Below are 22,988 nucleotides of genomic sequence, written 5' to 3'. Positions count from 1 at the left end.
GTAAGAACATGGCGTTACAAAATCAGCAAATAGAACATTTGTTTACCCCGCTGTCCGAAGTCACAGAAATCGGACAGCGAAGAATATTAAGACTTAAAATAATCTTCAATCATCCCGGCAAACTACATTTTTCCGGAATTTTGGAATACTAAATCGTAAATCAACCCTGATAGCCTTATATTTGCCCATGATTTCTTCGCAAAGATATGATCAGCGTGGCGTATCAGCCTCCAAAGACGATGTTCACAATGCCATTAAAAACATAGATAAAGGCATTTTTCCGAAAGCTTTCTGCAAAATAGTACCGGATATATTAACTAACGACCCGGATTATTGCAACATTATGCATGCCGATGGCGCAGGCACCAAATCATCCTTAGCTTATACCTACTGGAAAGAAACCGGCGACCTATCCGTGTGGCGCGGCATTGCACAGGATGCCATTATTATGAACCTTGACGATTTGCTTTGTGTTGGCGCCACAGATAACATCCTGCTATCATCAACCATTGGCAGGAATAAAAACCTGATCCCCGGCGAAGTGATCGCGGCGATCATTAATGGTACCGAAGAAATTTTAGCCGAACTGCGTGAAGCCGGCATCGGCATTTACTCAACCGGCGGCGAAACCGCCGATGTGGGCGACCTGGTGCGCACCATTATTGTAGATTCGACGGTTACCTGCCGCATGAAACGCGAAGATGTGATCTCGAACCACCGCATCCAACCCGGCGATGTAATTGTGGGCCTGGCATCATACGGACAAGCCACTTACGAAAAAGAATATAACGGCGGCATGGGCTCAAACGGCCTTACCTCCGCCCGTCACGATGTGTTTAATAAAACCATCGCGGGTAAATATCCGGAGGCTTACGATGCAGCCATTCCAAACGAGCTCATCTTTTCGGGCAGTAAAAACCTTACCGACCCAATCGAGATTGGCGACGGCCAAACCGTAACCGCCGGTAAGCTGGTGTTAAGCGCTACCCGAACTTATGCACCTATCATTAAACAAATACTGGATAGCTACCGGAGCCAGGTGCATGGTATGGTACATTGCAGCGGTGGCGCGCAAACCAAAGTCCTTCATTTTGTAGAGGGTTTACATATTATTAAGGATAACCTGTTCCCGGTACCTCCGCTGTTTAAACTCATCCACCAGGAATCAAAAACCAGCTGGCAGGAAATGTACAAGGTATTTAACATGGGCCATCGTATGGAGCTTTATTTACCTGAAGCCATTGCCGCCGATCTGATCAACATTTCAAAAAGCTTTGGGGTGGATGCGCAGGTGATCGGCAGGGTTGAAAAGGCAGAGAGCAAGAAGGTTACTGTAACTTCGGAGTTTGGGGTTTTTGAGTATGAATAAATCTTCTATTTGTTATCAAGTAAGAAGAGGCGCTTAAGTCATTAAGTGCCTTTTGTTTTGAAGTTTTATTACCGAATGTTTAAAAACAAAAAAGCCCCGGCCAAATTGACCGGGGCTTCGTTATAATGTTGTAAGCAAATTACTTAATTACCTGGATTAGGTTACCAAGTGTATTTGCAACGTAAACATTGCCTGCGTTGTCTGCAACTACAGCCGATGGGCCGTTAAACGGAGCAGTCAGATTGTAATAACCACTACCAGCTAATGATGTTACAACACCAGCCGGGGTAATTTTACGCACAAGGTTGTTACCGGCGTCGGCTACATATAAGTTTCCGTTAGCATCAATAGTGATACCGCTTGGGTGGCTGAATGAAGCCGCATTACCAGAACCATCAGCATTACCTGCTTTGCCTGAGCCTGCAAACGTTGTTACATTTCCAGACGCATCAATTTTACGGATAGTGTGATTGTTAGCGTCGGCTACAAACAAGTTACCGGCAGCATCAATGGCTATAGCACGTGGGCCATTCAACGATGCAGCAGCACCCTTGCCATCAACATTTCCCGCAGATTTACCTGCTATAGTAGAAATTGTGCCATCTATAGCAACCTTACGGATCAGGTTATTGCCATAATCAGCAACGTATAAATTTCCAACCGCATCAAGAGCCAGACCTGCCGGGTTATTAAAACGTGGATTGATTGCCGGAGTTGATCCTTTTGCCGGAATAACTGCGTCATTATTACCGGAGTTTCCGCTAACACCCGCATAAACGTTAACTACACCAGTGGTAGTAGCAATTTTGCGGATAGTGTGGTTACCGAAATCAGCAACAAAGATATCGCCGGTTGCATTGGCAACAACACCCGTAGGGCCGTTAAATGAAGCCGCGTCACCAATTTTTGTAGCATTTGAGCTACCTGAAAGCAATGTTCCTGATACCGTAGTTACAACACCCGCCGGGGTAACTTTACGGATCTGATTATTTCCTTTATCGGCTACCAGTATATTGCCGGAGGCATCAATTGCCAAACCATTTGGATAGTTAAATGACGCCGCAGAACCAGTACCGTTTGACGAACCGAATGAACCGCTTCCGGCTACTGTAGTTACCGTACCGGTAGTGGCCACCGGGTTAGGTAGCGGCGCTATCTTATCATCTTTACAGGCCTGTAAAAAAGTGGCCGTGAAAAGCGAAAGAGATGCAATAATTATATTTTTATTAAATTTCATATTGTTTCTTTTATTCGATGATACCTTAGTTAAATATATACCTTACACCAATTTGAGCCTGGAAACGTGAAAACTGGCTGATATCCTGTTTAAATGAATTGGTAACAGGCGTTGCTGTATTAGGGTCAAGATAAGGGAACGAATAAGTAGCCCTGCCAGTACCTGCATCTTTACCCATATAGGTTAACACGGTAGTTGCGCCGTTGTTAAAACCGCTATATGAAGTTTGATATAAACCCCAGTTACGATTTAATAAGTTGGTAAAGTTGATTACATCGAAAGTAAACTCCAGCGTGTTTTTAACCTTTCCGGTTTTGATAAAGAAATCCTGGGCAAAATGCAAGTCTACCCTTTTGTAAGTAGGTAATATGGTACCGTTTCTTTCAGCGTACTGACCTCTGTGTGCACTTAAGTACGAATCCTGGTTAATGAAATTGTTCAATTGCGTCCAGATTTGAGCAGGTGTACGTGTATCTACAGTACCGTTTGGAGCATTCGCTGCTCTAACTAACTGAATATCACCCTGATTTTTCGGAATATACATTAAATCGTTGGTAGCACCGTCATTGTTAGGATCGCCAGAAGTAATGTAAGATATAGCACCACTGTTAGCCGCTTCGAAAATCAAGCCAATTGTGCTGGCTGCGTTTTTAGCATATTGCTTGCGGTATGATACTGTAGCAATAATACGGTTTGGTTGCACGTATGAGCTGTTTGATAGGTTATCGCCATTTGGATTACCGGCAACATACCTTGTACTCCAGATGGTGCTTGCTGTTGAACCGCCATCATTGACATCTTTAGATTTGGTGTAAGTGTACGCTACACTTGCAGCAAAACCATTGTTGAAGCTTTTTTGTAATTGACCGGTGATGAAATATGAAAAACCTTTATGTGTATTTCTCATATAATATAAACCTGTAATAGACGGGTTTGATGCAGATTGAGCCGATGCAGATGATGGAGTAGTGTTTTTTGAATCGTACTGAATCTGACCTTCAACACCCGGAAGGGTTGTATAACCATCAGATAAAACCAGGTTTTGGTGATAGATAGCGCGGATATCTTTGGTATAAGCACCTTCAATAGTACCTACGATACCGAATGGTAATTTCTGATCGATAGCCACGTTAGTTCTCCAGATTTTTGGATATTTAAGGTTCGGATCGGCTACATCTAACTCATAAGATGTATTTGCAGTAGCGTTTGCAGGTCTGTTTTTGTTCACATCTTTATCAAATATCAACTGACCTTTATTGGCGTCAGTAGCATTTGCTTTGGTGATTGTATATGAACCAAATAGCAAACCGTTGTTTGATGCCTGGTTAGAGATCCAAACAAATGGTACAGAACCGGTAAATAAACCAGAACCACCACGTAACTGAGTAGATCCATCTCCATTAACATCCCAGTTAAAGCCTACACGAGGTGATAATTGAACCCTGTTTTTGGGCAATTTAGAAACATCAACACGTGTACCGCCCTGAAAAGTTAAAGCGGCAGCATTTGGGTTTGAAGCCAAAGTAGTAGGGAACACGTCATAATCAGCTCTTAAACCATATGTTAACCTGAAATTATCGGTTACATGGAATCTGTCCTGAACATAAGCACTGTAAATAGATGCTTTAATTTTAGCAAAAGGGAAATCGTTGCCAACTGCAGAGTAACGTAATGTGTAAGCAGCAGCTGGTTTATCGTTTAAAAAATCAGATGCTGAGTTGTATGTATATAAACCGTTGTAATCAGGAGCAAAACCATTGGTATAGCTTTGTATCTGGTTGCTGGTACCAATAGTAAACTCATGCTTACCAGAGAATATAGTCAAATCATCAGAGAACTGGAAGATATTTGTGTTTAACAAGTTACCAGCGGTATACAGTTCAGAACCAAAACTTGTTGCAGTTGCCGACGCGGCAGTTGTAACGTTGCCATCGGCATCGCTTACACCATTACCGATATCAACCATCGGAATAGTTGAACTGCCTAAGAAATTACGAAAATCTCGTAGTGCAGAATAACCAACAGTAAATTTATTTGAAACTTTGTTGCTGAAACGGGTATCTAACTCAACAATACCAATATTAAAGTTGTTGTTGATAGTATAACCCGAGCCATAGAAAGGCAAAGTATTTATACCTGGCGCACGGGTTGTACCGTAACCCACACCACCATTGGTGATACCAGAGTTACTTGCAGGCTGATCTTTAAACGATTTCAGGTAAAAATATTTAGCACTTAAAGTGTTATTCTTGTCGATATTCCAATCCAATTTAGCAGTTAACTTATTGCTTGAAGTACGATAATTGTAACCTTCATAGGCACCCGGATCGTAACCTAAACCGGCAAGTTTTTGTTTGATCAGCTCAAGTGTTGAAGCCTGAACGTTTGATACGTTGGCACCGCTTAAGCCGGGCCTGCTCGCAACATAAACTGCAGAAGGAGGAGTAGTGATTCTTTCCTGCTCGCCTGATACGAATAAGAATAATTTGTTTTTGATGATTGGGCCACCTACAGCAACACCATCAGTGTGGTAGTTTACGTCAGTTACGTTAAGGTTGGTTGGGCCAACATGGTAACCCTGTAATTTTGACCCACGTGCAAAATAATAAGCAGTACCCTTTACTTCGTTAGTACCTGATTTTACTACAGTGTTTACACCTGCGCCGGTAAAGTTACCCTGACGTACGTCGTAAGGAGCGATATCAACCTGGATCTGGTCGATCGCGTCTAACGAAATAGGCTGAGAACTTGTCTGACCACCCAAAGTACCTGATAAACCAAATGAGTTGTTGAACAAGGCACCGTCAACAGTAATGTTATTGAAAGTGCTTGAACGGCCGCCAAAGCTTAAGCCATTGGCAGATGGAGTTAATTTAGTGAAATCAGATAATGAACGTGCAATAGTAGGCAGGTTTTCAATTTGCTGGCGGCTAATGGTTTCGCGCGCACCGGTACGTGAAGAGTTAATTACTTTACCCTGTGTACCTACAATTTTAACCTCACCTAAAGCGGTAGTATTATCTTTCAATACTGCAGGTATCCGTTGATCTTGTCCAATTGAAAGGGTAATACCATCCTGAACGTAAGTAGCATAACCAATAAAGCTTACTTTAAAGGTGTACGGGCCACCAACCCTTAAGTTAGGAATGTTGTAACGGCCATCAGCACGGGTTACAGTTGAATACACAGTACCTGTGGGGTTGTGTGTAATTGTTACGGTTGCACCGGGGATAGCACCTTTTGCATCGGTAACGGTACCGTTGATGCTGGCGGTGGTTACACCCTGGGCTAATACGCTCTTGCCGGTGAAGAACGAAAAGCCAATGAGTAGTAATAAAAGAAGGTAATGCTTCCTCATAAATTGCTTTTTTTAATTATACGTTTAATTAATTGGCGCAAAGATAATTAATGTTCTAATTGCTAATGTTAAGCCTATGTTAACAATTATTATATACTTATCAACATTTTACATCATAAACACAAAACAGGCAAAATAATGGTTGTTATTGCTTAAAATATCGCAGATTTTAACAATTGGATCATTATTGTTAACGCGGTTTCAAATTAACATGACGCTTTATTATGACATTAGGAAGATACAAAGCACCACCTGCGCGGCATTACGCATTTTATTGCATTTCATTGTTTCAGCCCTTTTGTTTAGCTTTGGCAGTCAAAAAAAATAAGGCCTTTTTATGGTGATAAAATATCTGGCCTGTTCACCTTTTTGAAGAAATTAAAAAGTATATCAATAATATGGATTATGATGTAATTGTTATTGGGTCTGGTCCGGGTGGTTACGTAGCAGCTATCCGCGCATCCCAGCTTGGTTTAAAAACCGCCATTGTCGAAAAAGAATCATTAGGCGGCATCTGCTTAAACTGGGGTTGTATCCCAACCAAGGCTTTATTAAAAAGCGCCCAGGTTTTTGAATACCTTAACCATAGTGCCGATTACGGTATTAAAATTAATGGCGCCGGCGAGGTTGACTTCGCAGCCGTTGTTAAAAGGAGCCGTAACGTTGCCGATGGCATGAGCAAAGGTGTTCAGTTTTTGATGAAAAAAAACAAAATTGACGTACTTACCGGCTTTGGCAAATTAAAAAGCAAAGGCGTAGTTGAGGTTAAGGCTGCCGACGGCACTACTAAAAGCTACAACGGCAAGCACATTATATTAGCTACCGGCGGCCGTTCGCGCGAGTTACCTAACCTTAAACAGGATGGTAAAAAAGTGATTGGTTACCGCCAGGCCATGGTATTGCCGCAGCAGCCAAAATCAATGGTTGTGGTTGGTTCAGGCGCTATCGGTATCGAGTTCGCTTATTTCTACAACTCCATTGGTACCAAAGTTACCGTGGTTGAGTTTTTAGATAACATTGTTCCGTTAGAGGATGAAGACGTATCGCGCGGCTTAAACCGTATTTTGAAAAAACAAGGTATCAATATCATGACCAGCTCAAACGTTGAATCGGTTGATACCAGCGGCGACCTGTGCAAGGTTACCGTTAAAACCGCTACCGGCACCGAGGTATTGGAGGCCGAGATCGTGTTATCGGCAGTTGGTATCGCTACCAACCTTGAGGGTATCGGTCTGGAAGAAAACGGCGTTAAAACCGAGCGCGGCAAGGTATTGGTTGACGATTACTATCGCACCAATGTTGAAGGCGTTTACGCTATTGGCGATATTGTTAAAGGCCAGGCATTGGCTCACGTAGCATCTGCCGAAGGCATTATCTGTGTTGAAAAAATCGCTGGCCAAAACCCTCACCCGCTTGATTACAATAACATCCCCGGCTGTACTTACTGTTCGCCAGAGGTTGCCTCGGTTGGTTATACTGAAAAAGCCGCTAAAGAAGCGGGGTATGAAATTAAAGTTGGCAAATTCCCATTCTCGGCATCAGGCAAGGCAAGTGCTGCCGGCGCTAAAGATGGTTTTGTGAAAGTAATATTTGATGCCAAATACGGCGAGTTTTTAGGAGCGCACATGTTAGGTTACAACGTTACCGAAATGATTGCCGAAGTAGTTACAGCCCGCAAGCTGGAAGCTACCGGACACGAGATCATCAAATCGGTACACCCTCACCCAACCATGAGCGAGGCCTTGATGGAAGCCGCAGCCGAAGCCTACGGCGAATGTATCCACTTGTAATTCTTTGGTTCATGGATAATGGTTGATGGTTCATAGCCAAACCCAGATTAGTTGATGGTTCATAGCCAAACTAATATACAAAGCCGCAAATTAGACGTATGGCGTTTAGTTTGCGGCTTTTTTTGGTTTATAATATTTCCTATGGCTATCATCTTTAAAATAATATTTTAATTTAGCCGGAGACGGGAGCGCTAATAACTCTACTGTAGTCCATGATCTATGAACCATCAACTATGAATTAAAAAATGAAACTACACACCATCAATACCGGCTTTTTTAAATTGGATGGCGGCGCAATGTTTGGCGTGGTGCCTAAAACCATCTGGAACAAAACTAACCCTGCCGATGCGAATAATCTTTGTACCTGGGCCATGCGCTGCCTTTTGGTTGAGGATAACGACAGGCTGATTTTAGTGGATACCGGCATAGGCAATAAACAAAGTGAAAAATTTTTCAGTCATTATTATTTACATGGCAACACGAGCCTCGACGCCTCACTTCAGTCTTTAGGTTTCCACCGCGACGATATCACTGATGTGTTTTTAACACATCTCCATTTCGATCATGTAGGCGGTGCTGTTGTACGGGAGGGAGAGGCGTTGCTTCCGGCCTTTAAAAACGCAACATATTGGAGCAATGCTAAGCACTGGGATTGGGCCGTAAACCCCAATGAACGGGAAAAAGCTTCGTTTTTTAAAGAGAATATCATACCGATACAGGAAAGCGGACAATTGAAATTGATAGATGCGGTAGACGGCATTAATTTTAGCACGGATTTCGACGTTCGCTTCGTATCCGGCCATACCGAATCAATGATGCTGCCACTTATTAAATATAAACAAAGGAAAATATTATATATGGCCGATTTGTTGCCGTCAACCGGGCACCTGCCTATTCCGTACGTAATGGCTTATGATATGTTCCCGCTAACAACCCTGGCCGAAAAGAAGCTGTTTTTGAACGAAGCGCTGGAAAAAGACTATGTTTTATACTTTGAACACGACCCCATAAACGAGTGCTGCACCTTACAGCAAACCGAAAAAGGCATCAGGGTAAAGGAAACTTTTAAGCTAAGTGAACTGTAAAACTTGCGTATCCGCAAAAATCATACCGCTCGCAGCTTTACTCAACAATAACGTAAAGATTACACTTATTTACAGTTTGTATTTTATAAATATCTAATTATCAATCTATTAAAATTTATCTCAACTACATATTTTTTTTCAAAATACGTTATGCAATTGTAATTTTTTAGAACAAATTTGTAGCTTTACACGTTGTAATCCCTAAACACGAATAGCGAGGCTTAATAACTAAATGAGACAACTCAAAATAACGCAATCCATTACCAATCGCGAATCGCAGTCGCTTGATAAATACCTGCACGAGATTGGTAAGGTAGACCTGATAACTGCCGAAGAAGAAGTAATTTTAGCCCAAAAAATCCGCGAGGGCGACCAGGCGGCTTTAGAACGTTTGACCAAAACTAACCTCCGCTTTGTCGTTTCTGTTGCCAAGCAATACCAAAACCAAGGCTTAACGCTGGGCGATTTGATAAACGAGGGTAACCTTGGTTTGATCAAGGCTGCCAAACGTTTTGACGAAACCAAGGGTTTCAAATTTATTTCATACGCCGTATGGTGGATTCGTCAGTCGATATTGCAGGCTATTGCCGAGCAATCGCGTATTGTGCGTTTGCCGCTTAACCAGGTGGGTTCATTAAGTAAAATAAGTAAGGCTTTCTCCAAACTGGAGCAGGAATACGAGCGCGAACCATCACCAGAAGAGCTTGCCGATATCCTGGAAACCACCGTTGATAAGATTTCAGATACGTTGAGTAACTCGGGTCGTCATGTATCCATGGATGCGCCTTTTGTACAGGGCGAGGAGAATACGCTCCTGGATGTACTGGAAAACCAGGAGCCTAACACCGATTCGATCCTCATCAACGAGTCGCTTTCTGAAGAGATCAAACGTTCGCTCTCAACACTCACCGAGCGTGAGCGTGAAATCATTGTATTATTTTTCGGGTTGGGAACCAATCACCCATTATCATTAGAAGAGATAGGTGAAAAGTTTAACCTTACCCGCGAGCGTGTTCGCCAGATTAAGGATAAGGCCTTACAACGCCTGCGCCATACCTCAAGAAGCAAAATCCTGAAATCATATTTAGGTTAAATAATAATTAATAATATTGAGAGCCATCGGTTATACCGGTGGCTTTTTTTATGTTGCCAGTTCCCTCGTTTGCCCTGCTGAACTTTCGAGTTTAGAAAATAAAAAAAGCGGTGAGTAAAACCCACCGCTTCAATATTTAAAAAGGCCAGGCGACTAATCTCTAATCACCAACCTCTGATCTCTAAACTTACAGCGCTAAAACTTCCTTAACACGATCAGCAGCTTCTTTCAGCAAAATAGCCGAGTAAACTTTCAGGCCCGAGTTATCAATCAGTTCTTTAGCTTCGGCAGCGTTAGTGCCTTGTAAACGAACAATGATTGGTACAGGGATGTTGCCAATTTCGTTGTAAGCATCAATTACGCCTTGCGCAACGCGGTCGCAACGTACAATACCACCAAAAATATTGATCAGGATCGCTTTAACGTTCGGATCAGATAGGATGATATTGAAACCTGCTTTTACGGTTTGCGCGTTGGCAGTACCACCTACGTCCAAAAAGTTGGCCGGCTCGCCGCCTGCAATTTTAATGATATCCATGGTTGCCATAGCCAAACCTGCACCGTTAACCATACAACCTACGTTACCGTCAAGTTTTACATAGTTAAGGTTTGATTTGCTTGCTTCAACCTCGGTCGGGTCTTCCTCGTCGGTATCACGCAGCGCGGCATAATCCGGGTGACGGTAAAGCGCGTTATCGTCAAGGTTCACTTTAGCGTCAACAGCTAAAATTTTATTGTCGGAGGTTTTTAAAACCGGGTTAATTTCAAATTGCGACGAATCGGTACCTTCATAAGCTTTGTATAAAGCAGCGATGAACTTGGTCATGTCTTTAAAAGCTTCGCCCTCAAGGCCAAGGTTAAAGGCAATTTTACGGGTTTGAAAGCCCTGTAAACCAACTTTAGGATCAATCTCTTCTTTAAATATCAATTCGGGAGTTGAGTGTGCAACTTCTTCGATATCCATACCACCTTCGGTGCTGTACATGATGATGTTACGGCCACGGGCACGGTCAAGCAGTACACTCATGTAAAACTCTTTTGTAGCGCTCTCGCCCGGATAGTAAACATCCTGTGCAACTAAAACCTTCTTAACTTTTTTACCCTCGGGACCGGTTTGCGGGGTAACCAACTGCATACCGATGATGTTACCGGCGTGCTCTTTTACCTGGTCAATATTTTTCGCTAATTTAACGCCACCACCTTTACCACGGCCGCCCGCATGGATCTGTGCTTTAATCACCACCCAGTCCGAACCGAAGTCTTCTTTCATTTTTTGGGCAGCCTCAACAGCCTGCTCAACAGTATCGGCTACAATGCCTTCCTGAACTCTAACACCATAGCTTTTTAATATAGCTTTACCCTGATATTCGTGAATATTCATGTTTTGAAGAATTTGCGGTAAAGCTACAATTTTGTTTGAAACGGTAAAGGGCTTGTTTCAGTTTATTTGATCCATTTAGTTGGAATCAGCATTTACAGAATTTTAAAATTAACAGAATAATGATCAAAACCGAATAATCAAAATCCTCTTATCCCATAAATGCCCCCAAATCAAGGTTCAGACAATCATCGGTGAAATCAAAATCAATTGGTGTAATCCCTACAAAAATAAATCAGCTAATCCGTTACCTTTGCCAAATGCTGATAGCAACATCCATCCAAAAATCGTACGGGCAATTGCAAATACTTAAAGGTGTTGACCTTGAGGTAAAAAAAGGCGAAATTGTAACCATTGTTGGCGCATCGGGCGCGGGTAAAAGTTCATTGCTCAATATTTTGGGCACGCTCGACCGACCAGACTCGGGAACCTTAACGATCAATGGCCTCGAACTTAGCAAACTCAACAATAAACAATTGAGCGATTTCCGTAACCGGCAAATTGGCTTCATTTTCCAGTTTCACCATTTATTAGCCGAATTTACAGCGATAGAAAACGTATGCATTCCGGCTTTTATTGCCGGCAAATCAAAAACCGAAGCGGAAAAGCGGGCCGGCGAGTTGCTTGATTTGCTTGGCCTGGCCGATCGTTTGCATCATAAACCCAACCAGCTATCGGGCGGCGAACAACAACGCGTGGCCGTAGCGCGGGCCCTCATTAACAATCCCGCCCTTATTTTTGCCGATGAACCCTCCGGCAACCTCGATTCGGTAAACGCGCTTGAACTGCATCAACTGTTTATCAGGCTTAAAAATGAGTTTAAACAAACCTTTGTGATTGTTACGCATAATGAAGACCTTGCCAACATGGCCGACAGAATGGTGACCATGAAGGATGGATTAATTGTACAGGCGCATTAATTTATGAGCATTTTAATTACGGCAGCAACATCAGCACAGGCATACCAGCTTAAAAGTAAACTGCAAGGGCAGGATATTATTTTAGGCGACCATCTTGATTTACCGGAATTTATGGTAAAAACCGGCAAAATGATTGTTTTACCCAAACCCGCGTCAGCCAGCTATACGCACGAGATGCTTACGCTATGCCTTGACAAAAATATAACGCAGGTTTATTTATTAAGACCGGAAGAAATTGAATTGTTACTAAAGGCCGAAACACTTTTTAACGAGTATAATATCACGCTACAGGTTATTGCTTAATGGAATATAAGGACATAGACAAACGTAAAACGGCGTTTATTTTTGAGCTGGATAACGTACTGTATCCCGAAAAGGATTACTATTTTCAGGTTTATTACCTGTTTGCCAACATGCTGGAGTACGTTGAACTTACAGATGCCAAAGCGGCAACCAAATTACTTACCGATACATATATGGCAGAGGGTAAGGATGCCGCGTTTAACCGTTTAGCCGAACAGTTTCCGGAGGCGGGGCAGTACCGGGATAAGTTTGAAAATCAGCTTTTAACAGCCAAACTACCATTAAAGCTGCTTTTATACCAAAATATGCTTACCTTGATGCAGGAAATAGTAGTGGACCGTAAAAAGTTATTCATTGTTACCAACGGCAACATCCAGGAACAGATCAACAAAATAAAGCAAACCGAATGGCACGGCCTGGAAAAATATTTAAGGTGTTATTTTGCTGAAGAAACCAGGCCGAAACCCGAGCCCGATGTAATGGAGTTGATAATGAAAACTGATCATTTACAACGGAGGGAAATGGTAATGATAGGTCATTCGCAAGCAGATCTGTTGTGTGCCGAAGCCTGTGGGATTGATTATTTTGATGTTGACGAATTTTTATAACAACTGCTATAACATCCCTAACAATAAGGCGTTTTAATACTTAAAGCCCGTTTTTTTATGAGGAAAATATTTTACTTTTTAGCCGTTTTTTCTTTATTTTCATTAGCCGCCTGTAAAAAAGACAAGCCCGGGGGCGGTACTAACAATAACAACAACACCGATGATGGTTCAGCGCCGCCGGCAACCGGTACCCTGCTTGATAAGATAAGGGATTCTGTTTATTTATATCCTAAAGAAACTTATCTGTGGTACAATCAGCTGCCAACTTATAAAGATTTCCAGCCGCGTAATTATGTAAGCGCCGATACCATTACCGGGCTCAGTACCGAAGTTGATAAACTTTCGCAATATGCAATTAACCCTGCTACCAACAGGGCTTATGAATATTATGACGCCAGCGGCACCGCAAAGTATTCATTTATTGATAATGGCGAGGTATCCAGCGAATTAGGCGGAAACGGGGGCGACTTTGGTTTTTCGGTGTTTTATCCAAGCCGGTCAGACCTGCGTATAAAGTATGTTTATCCCGGCTCTCCTGCCGATGTTATGGGCGTGAAACGCGGTTACCAGATCACCAAAATTAATGGTCGTACCAATCTGGCCTATGATGATGGCGGCTCAACCACGCAATTTGTAATCAAGGCCTACGCTTACAGCAAAACCATCAGCATGACTTTAACAAAGTACGATGGCACCTCGATGGATGTAACGCTAAACACGGCCAATTATACCATTAACCCGGTAATCACCTACAAAACGCTGGACGCCGGTCAGGGAAAAAAAGCAGGTTATATGGTGTTTAACTCCTTTACCGATAAAAGCAACGCGGGCCCTAAAATACTTGAGGCTTTAAACAGTTTCAGCGGCCTGAGCGATCTTATTATCGATTTGAGGTATAACGGGGGCGGCTCTGTAGAAACAGCAGAATACTTTGATAACCTGCTGGTTCCGTCGGCCAAAAACGGTACCAGGATGTATACAGCTTATTTTAATGATAAGCTTACCAACGATAATTACACGCTATTTAAAAAGCGGTATAACATCCCTGACGGATTTTTTTCGGTTAATAACCAGACGGTCAATTTTCAGAAAGAAGGTTCATTTAATTTCAGCAGAATTATTTTCCTGGTAGGCAGCGGCACCGCATCGGCCAGCGAACTAACTATTAATAACCTTTTGGCGCTTTCCAATTTAGATGTGGAATTGATAGGCGATCAGACTTACGGTAAGCCGGTTGGTTTTTATGGTATCGATATCAATAAATACCAGTTGTATATGCCTATGTTCGCCACCAGGAATGCTTCGAATAACGGTGATTATTATGACGGTATGACCCCAGGTACAGGCGTGTACAAAGGTAAAATAGCCGATGATGATCTGACTAAAGATTTCGGCGACCCCACAGAAAATTTAGTATCCCAGGCGCTCTATTATATCGCCAACGGCAAATACAAAACCACTTCAACACAAATACAAAGCCTTGCAAGCTCATCAACCAGCCTGATGACTACCGAGCAGAAGCGCACGATGGCACAAAAATTTGATCAAAGTAAGATTAAAGGACTGATGTTAAAAACGCCTGCCGAATTTAAAAAGCGAAAATAATGTTGCAGAACGCTTAAACGTATAAAGCAAAGGGCGAAAAGTTGTTAAATCTTTTCGCCCTTTGCTTTAGTAGTAATTTATAAACTTAAGGCAATTTGTGCCGGTTTGCATTTGCTATTTGATAAACAGCAGTTCCCTAAATTTAGGCAGCGGCCATAACCTGTCATCAATCAGTTGCTCCAGTTTGTCAACATGGTAGCGTATCGGCTGGAAAAATGATTTAACCTTTTCATCATAGTTGATGGCGCGTTGGCGGATATCTTCAATCACATTGGCTTTTTTACGTTCATTAACCATTTGTTCGGTATTGGTTTTAATGAAGTTAACGTGCTCTGAAATCCGGTTGATCAGGTCAAGTTGCGATTCGTAGGTTGATTTATCGAGGCCGAGATCTTTCAAACCTTTAACGTTTTCAATCAGTTTGCTTTGGTAAGCGATGGCTGCCGGTATGATCACGTTCATTACCAGCTCGCCGATAACACGGGCCTCTATCTGTAATTTTTTATAAAAGGCATCTAATAAAATTTCGTGACGGGCATGAGCTTCGCGAACTGTGAATACGCCGCTTTCGGCAAACAAATGTTCTGATTTGTCGCTAAGCAGCGCGTCGAGGGCTTTAGGAGTGGTTTTAATGTTTGATAAGCCACGCATAGCCGCTTCTTTCTCCCATTCTTCGCTGTAGCCATTGCCCTCAAACCGGATACTTTTTGATTCTTTGATGTATTTTTTAATCACCATCAATAAGGCGAGGTCTTTTTTCTCACCTTTTTTCATGAGTTTGTCTACATCGTATTTGAATTTTTTTAGCTGATCGGCAACGATGAGGTTAAGGATCGTCATCGGGCTGGCCGAATTTGCCGACGAACCTACCGCGCGCAACTCGAACTTGTTACCGGTAAAGGCAAAAGGAGAGGTGCGGTTACGGTCGGTATTATCAGGTAAAATCTGCGGGATTTTCGGGATGCCCTGCCATAGCATATTATCTTCTTTGATTTTTTTGCTGATGCGCGAGGTTTCGATCTCATCTAAAACATCACTTAACTGGCTGCCCAGAAAGATAGATATAATAGCCGGAGGAGCCTCGTTGGCGCCCAAGCGGTGATCATTATTAACCGAGGCGATAGAGGCCCTTAACAAATCGGCATGTTCATAAACCGCTTTTATGGTATTCACAAAAAATGTTAAGAACATGAGGTTGTTTTTGGGCGTTTTGCCCGGCGAGAGCAGATTTTTGCCGGTATTGGTAATAAGCGACCAGTTATTGTGCTTGCCCGAACCATTTAAGCCCGCGTAGGGCTTTTCGTGCAGTAATACCTTAAAGTTGTGCCGTTTGGCAACACGGTCCATCAAATCCATTAACAGTTGGTTGTGGTCGATGGCGAGGTTAATCTCTTCATAGATAGGCGCGCACTCAAATTGCGATGGCGCAACCTCGTTATGGCGGGTTTTAAGCGGGATGCCTAATTGCAGCGCCTCGGCTTCCATATCCTGCATGTAAGCATATACACGCTCTGGTATCGAGCCGAAATAATGGTCTTCTAACTGTTGGTTTTTGGCCGACATATGGCCGAACAATGTACGCCCGGTTAAATAAAGATCGGGGCGGGCGTTAAATAAGGCCAGATCAACCAGGAAGTATTCCTGCTCGATGCCTAACGAGGCGTTTACTTTTTCAACGCCTTTATCAAAGTAGTGGCAAACATCAACCGCCGCTTTATCCAAAACGTTTAACGCCTTTAATAAAGGTACCTTATAATCTAAAGCTTCGCCGGTGTATGATACAAATACGGTTGGGATGCACAAAGTGCGCGCCATTAAAAAGGCAGGCGATGAGGGATCCCAGGCGGTATATCCACGGGCCTCGAAAGTATTGCGGATGCCGCCGCTCGGGAAGCTTGAGGCATCCGGTTCCTGCTGTGCAAGCGCATCGCCCGAAAAACGCTCGATAGCGCCGCCATCTGCAGTTGGCTCAAAAAAAGCGTCGTGCTTTTCGGCAGTTGTACCGGTTAATGGTTGAAACCAGTGTGTATAATGTGTTGCTCCTTTACCTAAAGCCCATGCTTTCATGGCTGAGGCAATTTGCTCTGCCAGGTCGCGGGGGATTGGTTCGCCCTTTTCAATCGAGTTTACTATTCCCTGGTAAGCTTCTGAAGATAAATATTCCTTCATTTTCTTTTTATCGAAAACATTTGAGCCGAAATAGTCAGAAATTTTGGGTGAAGGCGGTTTTACTTCAGGAATAGTTCGCGAAAGTACATCCTGTAATGCTTTAAATCTGATGTTGGACATATTTTATTGAGGTTAAATAAAGGTTAGTGGTCAAAATTATAACTATCCTTTAAAATGCAGGGGCAAAATTAAGTTAAATATAACATACCGCCTAATACCCGCAAAATGGAAGGTTTGTTGCGCTAAACTGGTTAATTATTGGTGGTGTTTTGTTTGAAGTGGTTGAAAGTTTAATTTTTTAGATGTTTTTGCTGTTTTTTAACGTAAAAAAAATGAAAACGAATGATTTATTGGTTAAAAACCGACTTTTTTAAATTTTTTATTAAGTGAATTGAAATTTTACTGAAAATATCATTTTCAAATACTCAAAAAATGGTGTTTTAAATTGTTTGTTTTTACGATTTTCATAATTTTTTTATTTTTTACCATTAATTTATCATTAATAATTTGTTATTGTTAAAAATGATCTATAATTTCAGAAAATAATTTACAAAAACACTCCAATTATTGAGTTTTTTATAAAATAAATCTAAAAATCAGCTCCCGGAGTATGGGAATGTAAAGAAAAGATGTTTTTGTAAAGCCTGAATTGCAATCAAACTAAATTTAAATACAACAATCAAACTAATTAATTTTAAAAAAACAATCAAACTAAATTAAACGATGAAAGTAGGTTCTACAAAACACAACTTCCTAAGTTCAGTCCGACAGCTGACACGAGAAAAATGGGCGCTGGGTGCAACCATTTTTACAGGAAAAATGATTGGCCTTTTGCTGGTATTCGCGGCGATGATGGTTTTACCTGGCATGTTCGGTACAAAAGCTAATGCTGCTGAAACCTATACCGCCCACGAAACAGCTTTAATTAATACAGTTAATACTGTTTGGACACTGGTTGCCGCGTTTTTAGTATTTGGTATGCAGGCAGGGTTCGTGATGCTCGAGGCTGGTTTTGCACGCAAGCGCGAAACGGTAAACGTGCTTATGGAGTGTATTTTTGATACTTGCTTGTGCGGCTTGCTTTTTTACGCCATAGGTTATGCCTTTATGTTTGGCAATGGAAACGGCTTTATTGGCTGGGGCGGCGCTGATGGCAAAACCTGGTTCTTCCTTCAAAATACTCCCGAAACTTACGGTTCAACCGGTATCCCGGTATTGGCACACTGGATTTTCCAGTACGCTTTTGCTGATACCTGCTCAACCATCGTATCGGGTGCTATGATCGGTCGTACCAGCTTCCGTGGCGATATTCTTTACAGTATCGGTATTACCGGCTTTATCTATCCTATCGTTGGTCACTGGGCCTGGGGTCCGGATGGTTTCCTTGCTACTATGGGAACATCAGGTTTCTTCAAATCAATCAGCGCTCAGCCTTTCCGCGATTTTGCAGGTTCAACAGTAGTACACACTATTGGTGGTGTTGCTTCGTTGGCGGGTGCAATGGTATTAGGTCCGCGTTTGGGCCGGATCTTTGCCCGCGATGATAAAGAAAAAGGCGGTTTACCTCCAGGTCATAACTTATTGGTAGCTGCTGTAGGTGGTTTTTTACTTTGGTTTGGTTGGTATGGTTTTAACCCGGGGTCAACATTATCTGCAATGGATATGCAGGGTATCGGCCGTGTTGCTGCCAACACTACCCTGGCTGCCTGCGCCGGTGGTTTCACCGCTATGCTTGCGGCTTTGTGGTTTGGCCCAACAAAAGGCAAATTTGATTTAGCCTTTACTATTAATGGTTTCCTTGCAGGTTTGGTTGCTATTACCTGCCCTTGTTACTGGGTTAGCCCGTTTGGTGCTATCATGTTAGGCGCGGTATCCGGCTTCATTATCTTCGGCGGTGTTTATTTGATCGAGTGGTTCCGTATCGACGATCCGGTTGGCGCAGTATCGGTACACGGCTTTAATGGTATCTGGGGTACTATCTCATTAGGTTTATTCGCTTCTGGTCAGTACGGTGCTACAGGCCCAACCGGCGCCGATAACTCTGCCCCGGTAACCGGTTTATTTTACGGCGGCGGCTTTGATGTATTGAAAGCTCAGCTGATTGGTAGCTTAACCATTACCCTTGCAACCTTTGTAATTACTTATGTGATGATGTTTGTGATTAACAAATTAGGTCATCCATGGAAATTGCGTATCGAAGAGCATGGTGAAACAGGTACCGGCGGTATCGATTTATTTGATCACGGTATTGAGGTTTACCCTGTTCAGGACGACGAGATCAGCTTAAGCGGCCTTTTTGATAAGGGCGCCAAAGTAGCCTCCGAAGCTTAATACCCAAGCATATTGCTTAAAAATATTTGATGCCTTGTGCGGTTGGTGAGTGCGGTGCTAAGCCGATAGTTTTTAGTTCAAAGTCTGAAAGTGTTTTTTGACTTTGAACTAAAGACCGATGGCTTAAGACTTGATAAACGTGCCAACCGTACAGGGATTTTTTATGCCGACACATAAATGATCCCGGTGTTTTCAAGGTATTGATAATCAGTGTTTAAAGTACTATATCCCCAAAAAAACAACAATTAACAAAATAGTTTATCAATTCACAATTAAATCGTTATCATGAAAAAAGTATTTTTACTATTCTCATTTCTCTCAATTGCGGCCTTTACCGTAAAGGCCCAGGACACGGTGAAAACCACGCCGGATGCCCCTTTGGTTATTTACGGTTCGGTAGATACCTATTATAAATACGATTTTTCTGACAAGGGTTCGCAAATCCCCACCAGTTTTGCAAGCGATCATAACTCGGTATCAATCGGTATGATTGACCTCGGCTTGAAGAAAAAAGTAGGCAAGGCCGCGTTTGTAGGGGAGCTGTCGTTTGGTCCGCGCGGGCAGGCGCAATCTATCCCTAACGGTCCCGGCGGTGATTCATTTCACATTCAAAATTTATATGTTTCATATGATCTGACAGATAAGTTAAACCTCACCGGTGGTTACATGGCTACATTTGTTGGTTATGAAGTTATCGCTCCAACAGGTAACTTTAACTATTCAACTTCGTACCTGTTTACCAATGGTCCATTCCAAAACCCGGGTGTTAAGTTAACTTATGCTTTCAGCGATAAAGTAAGCTTAATGGCCGGCGTATTTAACGATGTATGGAATTACTATTCGTCGGTTAAAAAAGTTAACACTTTTGGTTCACAGTTATTTGTATCGCCTGCAAAAGGTTGGACTGCTTACTTAAACGTTGCTACCGGCAAGCAGTCAGGTACCGAGTTTGATTTGACTACAGCTTATCAGTTAACTGATGCCTTTAAATTAGGTTTAAATGCCGCTACTTATTCGGCGCCTGGCGATAACACAGGCGGTTTTAGTGGTGTTGCCTTGTATCCGCAAATTGCTGTGGCAAAAACGGTTACTTTGGGCTTAAGGGGCGAGTATTTTAAAACCAAAGCCAACAGCAGCGAGGTTACTTATGCGCCTGCTCCGGGTGCTTCTGTTACCGCTGTTACTTTTACTGCTAACATTAAGGCGGGACCGCTTACTTTCATCCCGGAAGTAAGGTTTGATCATGGATCAAAAGCCGGTTATATAGTTCCTGCTACTACCGGGACATCGGCTTACCAGGTTGGTTTTTATAACCATGATGGCAATCCGTCTAAATCGGCGGCGCAGGTGTTGGTAGCAGCTGTTTACGCTTTCTAATAAGAAATAACTTTCAATCTTATTTTATCACTGGCCGTTCCGCTTAAAACCGGAGCGGCTTTTTTATATATTTGGCGAATGAAAACATTATTGTCTGCCTTTTTTGTATTGCTTTTTTCGGTGAGCGCATTCGCACAGAAAGATTCGCTGGCGCTTGATGAGTATAATAAATACATCTATTATAAAACTGCCGAGCAGCCCGGCGCTGTAGCTGATACGCTTTACTACAGGGCTTTGTCTTTTTTAACTAAAGCCTATACCAAAAAGGAACTTAAGCTGGTAAAGGCCGATAAGGGTGGCAACGCGCTTAACGGTTCCGGTGTTATCGTGATCAATAAAAAGAATTTTTTTGGCGGAAGCAGCGAAGGCGGCGAGCTGGCTTATAGTATCAAAATAGAGGTAAAGGATAATAAATACCGTTACTGGCTTACTGATTTTGTATACCAGCCCTACCAGCGTAACCGTTACGGCAACTCCGAGATTATGCACGGTAAGGATGTAGCGCTTGAAAAAGCTTCTGAAAAACTATCAAAAGCAGATTTTAATGCCTGTATAAACCAGGTGCTTGTTAGCAGCAAGCAAGTAGGGGATAAGTTGAAAGCCTATATGCTGAAGGCCTCGACTGTGGAGCATCATGATGTGAAGAAGGTAAAAAGGGTATCTACTAAAGAGTGGTAGTTGTGTAACTTTATTTCGGAAATTTTACTTTCAATTTCGGATTTTTTCCGAATGGCAATTTTTCTGAACCTGATTTAAAAAATTAAAGAATTTATCGAATTTGTTTGGCATTCTGTTGATTTCTTAATTCTTCCAGATTATAGTTCGAAAAAAGATCCTAACTAAAAAATCTGTGAAATCAAAAGAACAATAAATCACCCAAAGAAAAATCCGTGAAATCAAAAATTAATCGGTGTAATCCCCAAAAATAAAAAGAGGCTGACCATTGCGATGCAGCCTCCTGGTATTTTGTTTGTTAATGTGGTTTGGTTTGATGGGTAAATCCTGATCTGTTTATAACTCTTCGTCGTGTTGGCTGATATCCAGACCTGCAAGTTCTTCTTCAGGGGTAACACGCAGTTTGCTGATCATGTCGGTAACTTTTAATAAAATAAATGAACCGAAGAAAGCGAACGCTGATACGCCTATCAATGTAATTAAATGGATAATGAATAAATGGGTTTCGCCATAATATAAACCATTGCCGGTTGTATTGGCCCCATTTACATTCTGGTGAGCAAATACACCGGTTAATAACATACCAACCATGCCGCCCACGCCGTGGCAGGGGAATACGTCCAATGTATCGTCAATACTGGTTTTTGTTCTCCAGATCACTACGAGGTTACTTACTACTGCGGCTACGATACCGATAATTAATGAGTGAGGGATGGTTACGAAACCAGCTGCAGGGGTAATAGCAACAAGGCCTACAACTGCGCCGATACATGCACCCATTACGCCCGGTTTTTTACCGCGAAGAATATCGAAAAACATCCAGGCCATAGCCGCCGCGGCAGAAGCTGTAGTGGTAGTAGCCAGGGCGGTAGCTGCCAGCGCGCCGGAACCTAATGCCGAGCCTGCGTTGAAGCCAAACCAGCCGAACCATAGCAGGCCTGTACCTAACAGTACGTAGCTGATACGGGCCGGATTGTGTGAAGCTTCGTTACGGCCTTTAAGGTATATGGCTGATGCAAGGGCTGCCCAGCCTGCGCTCATGTGTACTACGGTGCCGCCCGCAAAATCCAGTACGCCTTTACCAAAAAGGAAACCTTTGGGGTGCCAGGTAGCGTGGGCCAGCGGAGCGTAAATGAATACCATAAACAGGCAAAGGAAAATAACATATGAATTGAAGCGAATGCGCTCGGCAAATGCGCCGGTGATCAGGGCCGGGGTAATTACCGCGAATTTTAACTGGAACATGGCAAACAGTATCAGGGGGATAGTTGGCGCAAGCTCCCAGGTGGCATTGCCTAAGGTGCCTTTCATCATGAAGAAGGTAGACGGATCGCCTATAAAACCGCCCAGTTTATCTTCGCCAAAGGCAAGGCTGAAACCGAATATTACCCATATAACGGTAATTACGCCCATACATACAAAGCTTTGCAGCATGGTTGATAATACGTTTTTCTTGCTAACCATACCGCCGTAAAAAAACGCCAGACCGGGGGTCATGATCAATACAAGGGCGGTACTTACTAATAGCCAGGCAGTATCGCCGGTGTCAATTTTGCTGTCTTTAACGGTGGTGAGGGTAACAGAAGGATAGATAAGGGCTAATACTATTACAATTAAAAGTATGCCAAAGGGTATGAATTTTTTCATGTTTCGGGTTTAAGGGAGGATAAATTAAGGTTTGAATAATACC

Annotated in this window: 16 protein-coding genes; 11 read left to right on the top strand and 5 right to left on the bottom strand. The window is 42.6% G+C overall.

The window, feature by feature from the left end; all coding sequences use genetic code 11:
• Positions 1-187 precede the first annotated feature (187 nt).
• Complete coding sequence (locus LX99_RS00650) at positions 188-1,369, top strand: AIR synthase related protein (RefSeq protein WP_109605474.1); 1,182 nt, start codon at positions 188-190, stop codon at positions 1,367-1,369.
• Between the two features lie 139 nt (positions 1,370-1,508).
• On the opposite strand, the gene LX99_RS00645 is transcribed toward LX99_RS00650, so the two are convergent.
• Both LX99_RS00645 and LX99_RS00640 read right to left on the bottom strand, forming a co-directional pair.
• Positions 1,509-2,606, bottom strand: coding sequence for an NHL domain-containing protein (locus LX99_RS00645; RefSeq protein ID WP_109605472.1), 1,098 nt, complete (start codon positions 2,604-2,606; stop codon positions 1,509-1,511).
• A 25-nt stretch (positions 2,607-2,631) separates the two neighbouring features.
• A complete protein-coding gene (locus tag LX99_RS00640) occupies positions 2,632-5,964 on the bottom strand; it encodes a TonB-dependent receptor (RefSeq protein WP_109605470.1) in 3,333 nt (1,110 codons plus the stop codon).
• A gap of 398 nt (positions 5,965-6,362) precedes the next feature.
• Here LX99_RS00640 and lpdA point away from each other — a divergent pair, with 398 nt between their 5' ends.
• From lpdA to LX99_RS00620, 3 genes are all read left to right on the top strand, one after another.
• Positions 6,363-7,754 (top strand): dihydrolipoyl dehydrogenase, encoded by a 1,392-nt coding sequence (gene lpdA / locus LX99_RS00630; RefSeq protein WP_022833449.1) that lies wholly within the window; start codon positions 6,363-6,365, stop codon positions 7,752-7,754.
• A 245-nt stretch (positions 7,755-7,999) separates the two neighbouring features.
• A complete protein-coding gene (locus LX99_RS00625; protein ID WP_109605466.1) occupies positions 8,000-8,839 on the top strand; it encodes an MBL fold metallo-hydrolase in 840 nt (279 codons plus the stop codon).
• A gap of 232 nt (positions 8,840-9,071) precedes the next feature.
• Positions 9,072-9,932 carry a sigma-70 family RNA polymerase sigma factor gene (locus LX99_RS00620; RefSeq protein ID WP_090466905.1) on the top strand — a complete coding sequence of 287 codons (861 nt, stop codon included), beginning with the start codon at positions 9,072-9,074 and terminating at the stop codon, positions 9,930-9,932.
• 187 nt (positions 9,933-10,119) lie between these two features.
• Here LX99_RS00620 and sucC read toward each other — a convergent pair whose 3' ends face one another.
• Positions 10,120-11,313, bottom strand: a complete 1,194-nt coding sequence (gene sucC / locus LX99_RS00615) for an ADP-forming succinate--CoA ligase subunit beta (protein ID WP_022829620.1) — start codon at positions 11,311-11,313, stop codon at positions 10,120-10,122.
• Positions 11,314-11,570: 257 nt separating this feature from the next.
• Here sucC and LX99_RS00610 point away from each other — a divergent pair, with 257 nt between their 5' ends.
• Genes LX99_RS00610 through LX99_RS00595 form a run of 4 tightly spaced genes read left to right on the top strand, consistent with a single transcriptional unit; the run spans position 11,571 to position 14,746 of the window.
• A complete protein-coding gene (locus LX99_RS00610; protein ID WP_022829621.1) occupies positions 11,571-12,230 on the top strand; it encodes an ABC transporter ATP-binding protein in 660 nt (219 codons plus the stop codon).
• A 3-nt stretch (positions 12,231-12,233) separates the two neighbouring features.
• Positions 12,234-12,533, top strand: coding sequence for a hypothetical protein (locus LX99_RS00605; RefSeq protein WP_109605464.1), 300 nt, complete (start codon positions 12,234-12,236; stop codon positions 12,531-12,533).
• Positions 12,533-13,141, top strand: coding sequence for an HAD family hydrolase (locus LX99_RS00600; protein ID WP_109605462.1), 609 nt, complete (start codon positions 12,533-12,535; stop codon positions 13,139-13,141). Before LX99_RS00605 ends, LX99_RS00600 begins: the two co-directional genes overlap by 1 nt.
• A gap of 57 nt (positions 13,142-13,198) precedes the next feature.
• On the top strand, positions 13,199-14,746 hold the full coding sequence (locus LX99_RS00595; RefSeq protein WP_109605460.1) for a S41 family peptidase: 1,548 nt from the start codon (positions 13,199-13,201) through the stop codon (positions 14,744-14,746).
• Positions 14,747-14,860: 114 nt separating this feature from the next.
• Here the strand turns inward: LX99_RS00595 and LX99_RS00590 are convergent, their stop codons facing one another.
• Entirely contained in the window at positions 14,861-17,035 is a 2,175-nt protein-coding gene (locus LX99_RS00590; RefSeq protein ID WP_022829625.1) for a glutamine synthetase III family protein, read from the bottom strand.
• 603 nt (positions 17,036-17,638) lie between these two features.
• Between LX99_RS00590 and LX99_RS00585 the strand changes: the two genes are divergently transcribed.
• From LX99_RS00585 to LX99_RS00575, 3 genes are all read left to right on the top strand, one after another.
• The gene (locus LX99_RS00585; protein ID WP_109605459.1) at positions 17,639-19,246 is read left to right on the top strand and encodes an ammonium transporter; all 1,608 of its coding nucleotides are present in this window, start codon (positions 17,639-17,641) and stop codon (positions 19,244-19,246) included.
• A gap of 285 nt (positions 19,247-19,531) precedes the next feature.
• Positions 19,532-20,623, top strand: a complete 1,092-nt coding sequence (locus tag LX99_RS00580) for an outer membrane beta-barrel protein (protein ID WP_109605457.1) — start codon at positions 19,532-19,534, stop codon at positions 20,621-20,623.
• A gap of 78 nt (positions 20,624-20,701) precedes the next feature.
• On the top strand, positions 20,702-21,301 hold the full coding sequence (locus LX99_RS00575) for a DUF4468 domain-containing protein (protein ID WP_109605455.1): 600 nt from the start codon (positions 20,702-20,704) through the stop codon (positions 21,299-21,301).
• Between the two features lie 333 nt (positions 21,302-21,634).
• Here the strand turns inward: LX99_RS00575 and LX99_RS00570 are convergent, their stop codons facing one another.
• Positions 21,635-22,945 (bottom strand): ammonium transporter, encoded by a 1,311-nt coding sequence (locus LX99_RS00570; protein WP_022829629.1) that lies wholly within the window; start codon positions 22,943-22,945, stop codon positions 21,635-21,637.
• Positions 22,946-22,988 lie beyond the last annotated feature (43 nt).

The sequence above is a fragment of the Mucilaginibacter oryzae genome (genome assembly GCF_003148845.1).
Taxonomy (GTDB): Bacteria; Bacteroidota; Bacteroidia; order Sphingobacteriales; family Sphingobacteriaceae; genus Mucilaginibacter; species Mucilaginibacter oryzae.
The sequence above is the reverse complement of the archived record's forward strand: the minus strand, read 5'-3'. Positions and strand labels throughout refer to the sequence as shown.

Coding starts and splice junctions, on each gene's coding strand:
- LX99_RS00650 (WP_109605474.1), top strand. CDS start 188: ATGATTTCTTCGCAAAGATATGATCAGCGTGGCGTATCAGCCTCCAAA.
- LX99_RS00645 (WP_109605472.1), bottom strand. CDS start 2,606: ATGAAATTTAATAAAAATATAATTATTGCATCTCTTTCGCTTTTCACG.
- LX99_RS00640 (WP_109605470.1), bottom strand. CDS start 5,964: ATGAGGAAGCATTACCTTCTTTTATTACTACTCATTGGCTTTTCGTTC.
- lpdA (WP_022833449.1), top strand. CDS start 6,363: ATGGATTATGATGTAATTGTTATTGGGTCTGGTCCGGGTGGTTACGTA.
- LX99_RS00625 (WP_109605466.1), top strand. CDS start 8,000: ATGAAACTACACACCATCAATACCGGCTTTTTTAAATTGGATGGCGGC.
- LX99_RS00620 (WP_090466905.1), top strand. CDS start 9,072: ATGAGACAACTCAAAATAACGCAATCCATTACCAATCGCGAATCGCAG.
- sucC (WP_022829620.1), bottom strand. CDS start 11,313: ATGAATATTCACGAATATCAGGGTAAAGCTATATTAAAAAGCTATGGT.
- LX99_RS00610 (WP_022829621.1), top strand. CDS start 11,571: ATGCTGATAGCAACATCCATCCAAAAATCGTACGGGCAATTGCAAATA.
- LX99_RS00605 (WP_109605464.1), top strand. CDS start 12,234: ATGAGCATTTTAATTACGGCAGCAACATCAGCACAGGCATACCAGCTT.
- LX99_RS00600 (WP_109605462.1), top strand. CDS start 12,533: ATGGAATATAAGGACATAGACAAACGTAAAACGGCGTTTATTTTTGAG.
- LX99_RS00595 (WP_109605460.1), top strand. CDS start 13,199: ATGAGGAAAATATTTTACTTTTTAGCCGTTTTTTCTTTATTTTCATTA.
- LX99_RS00590 (WP_022829625.1), bottom strand. CDS start 17,035: ATGTCCAACATCAGATTTAAAGCATTACAGGATGTACTTTCGCGAACT.
- LX99_RS00585 (WP_109605459.1), top strand. CDS start 17,639: ATGAAAGTAGGTTCTACAAAACACAACTTCCTAAGTTCAGTCCGACAG.
- LX99_RS00580 (WP_109605457.1), top strand. CDS start 19,532: ATGAAAAAAGTATTTTTACTATTCTCATTTCTCTCAATTGCGGCCTTT.
- LX99_RS00575 (WP_109605455.1), top strand. CDS start 20,702: ATGAAAACATTATTGTCTGCCTTTTTTGTATTGCTTTTTTCGGTGAGC.
- LX99_RS00570 (WP_022829629.1), bottom strand. CDS start 22,945: ATGAAAAAATTCATACCCTTTGGCATACTTTTAATTGTAATAGTATTA.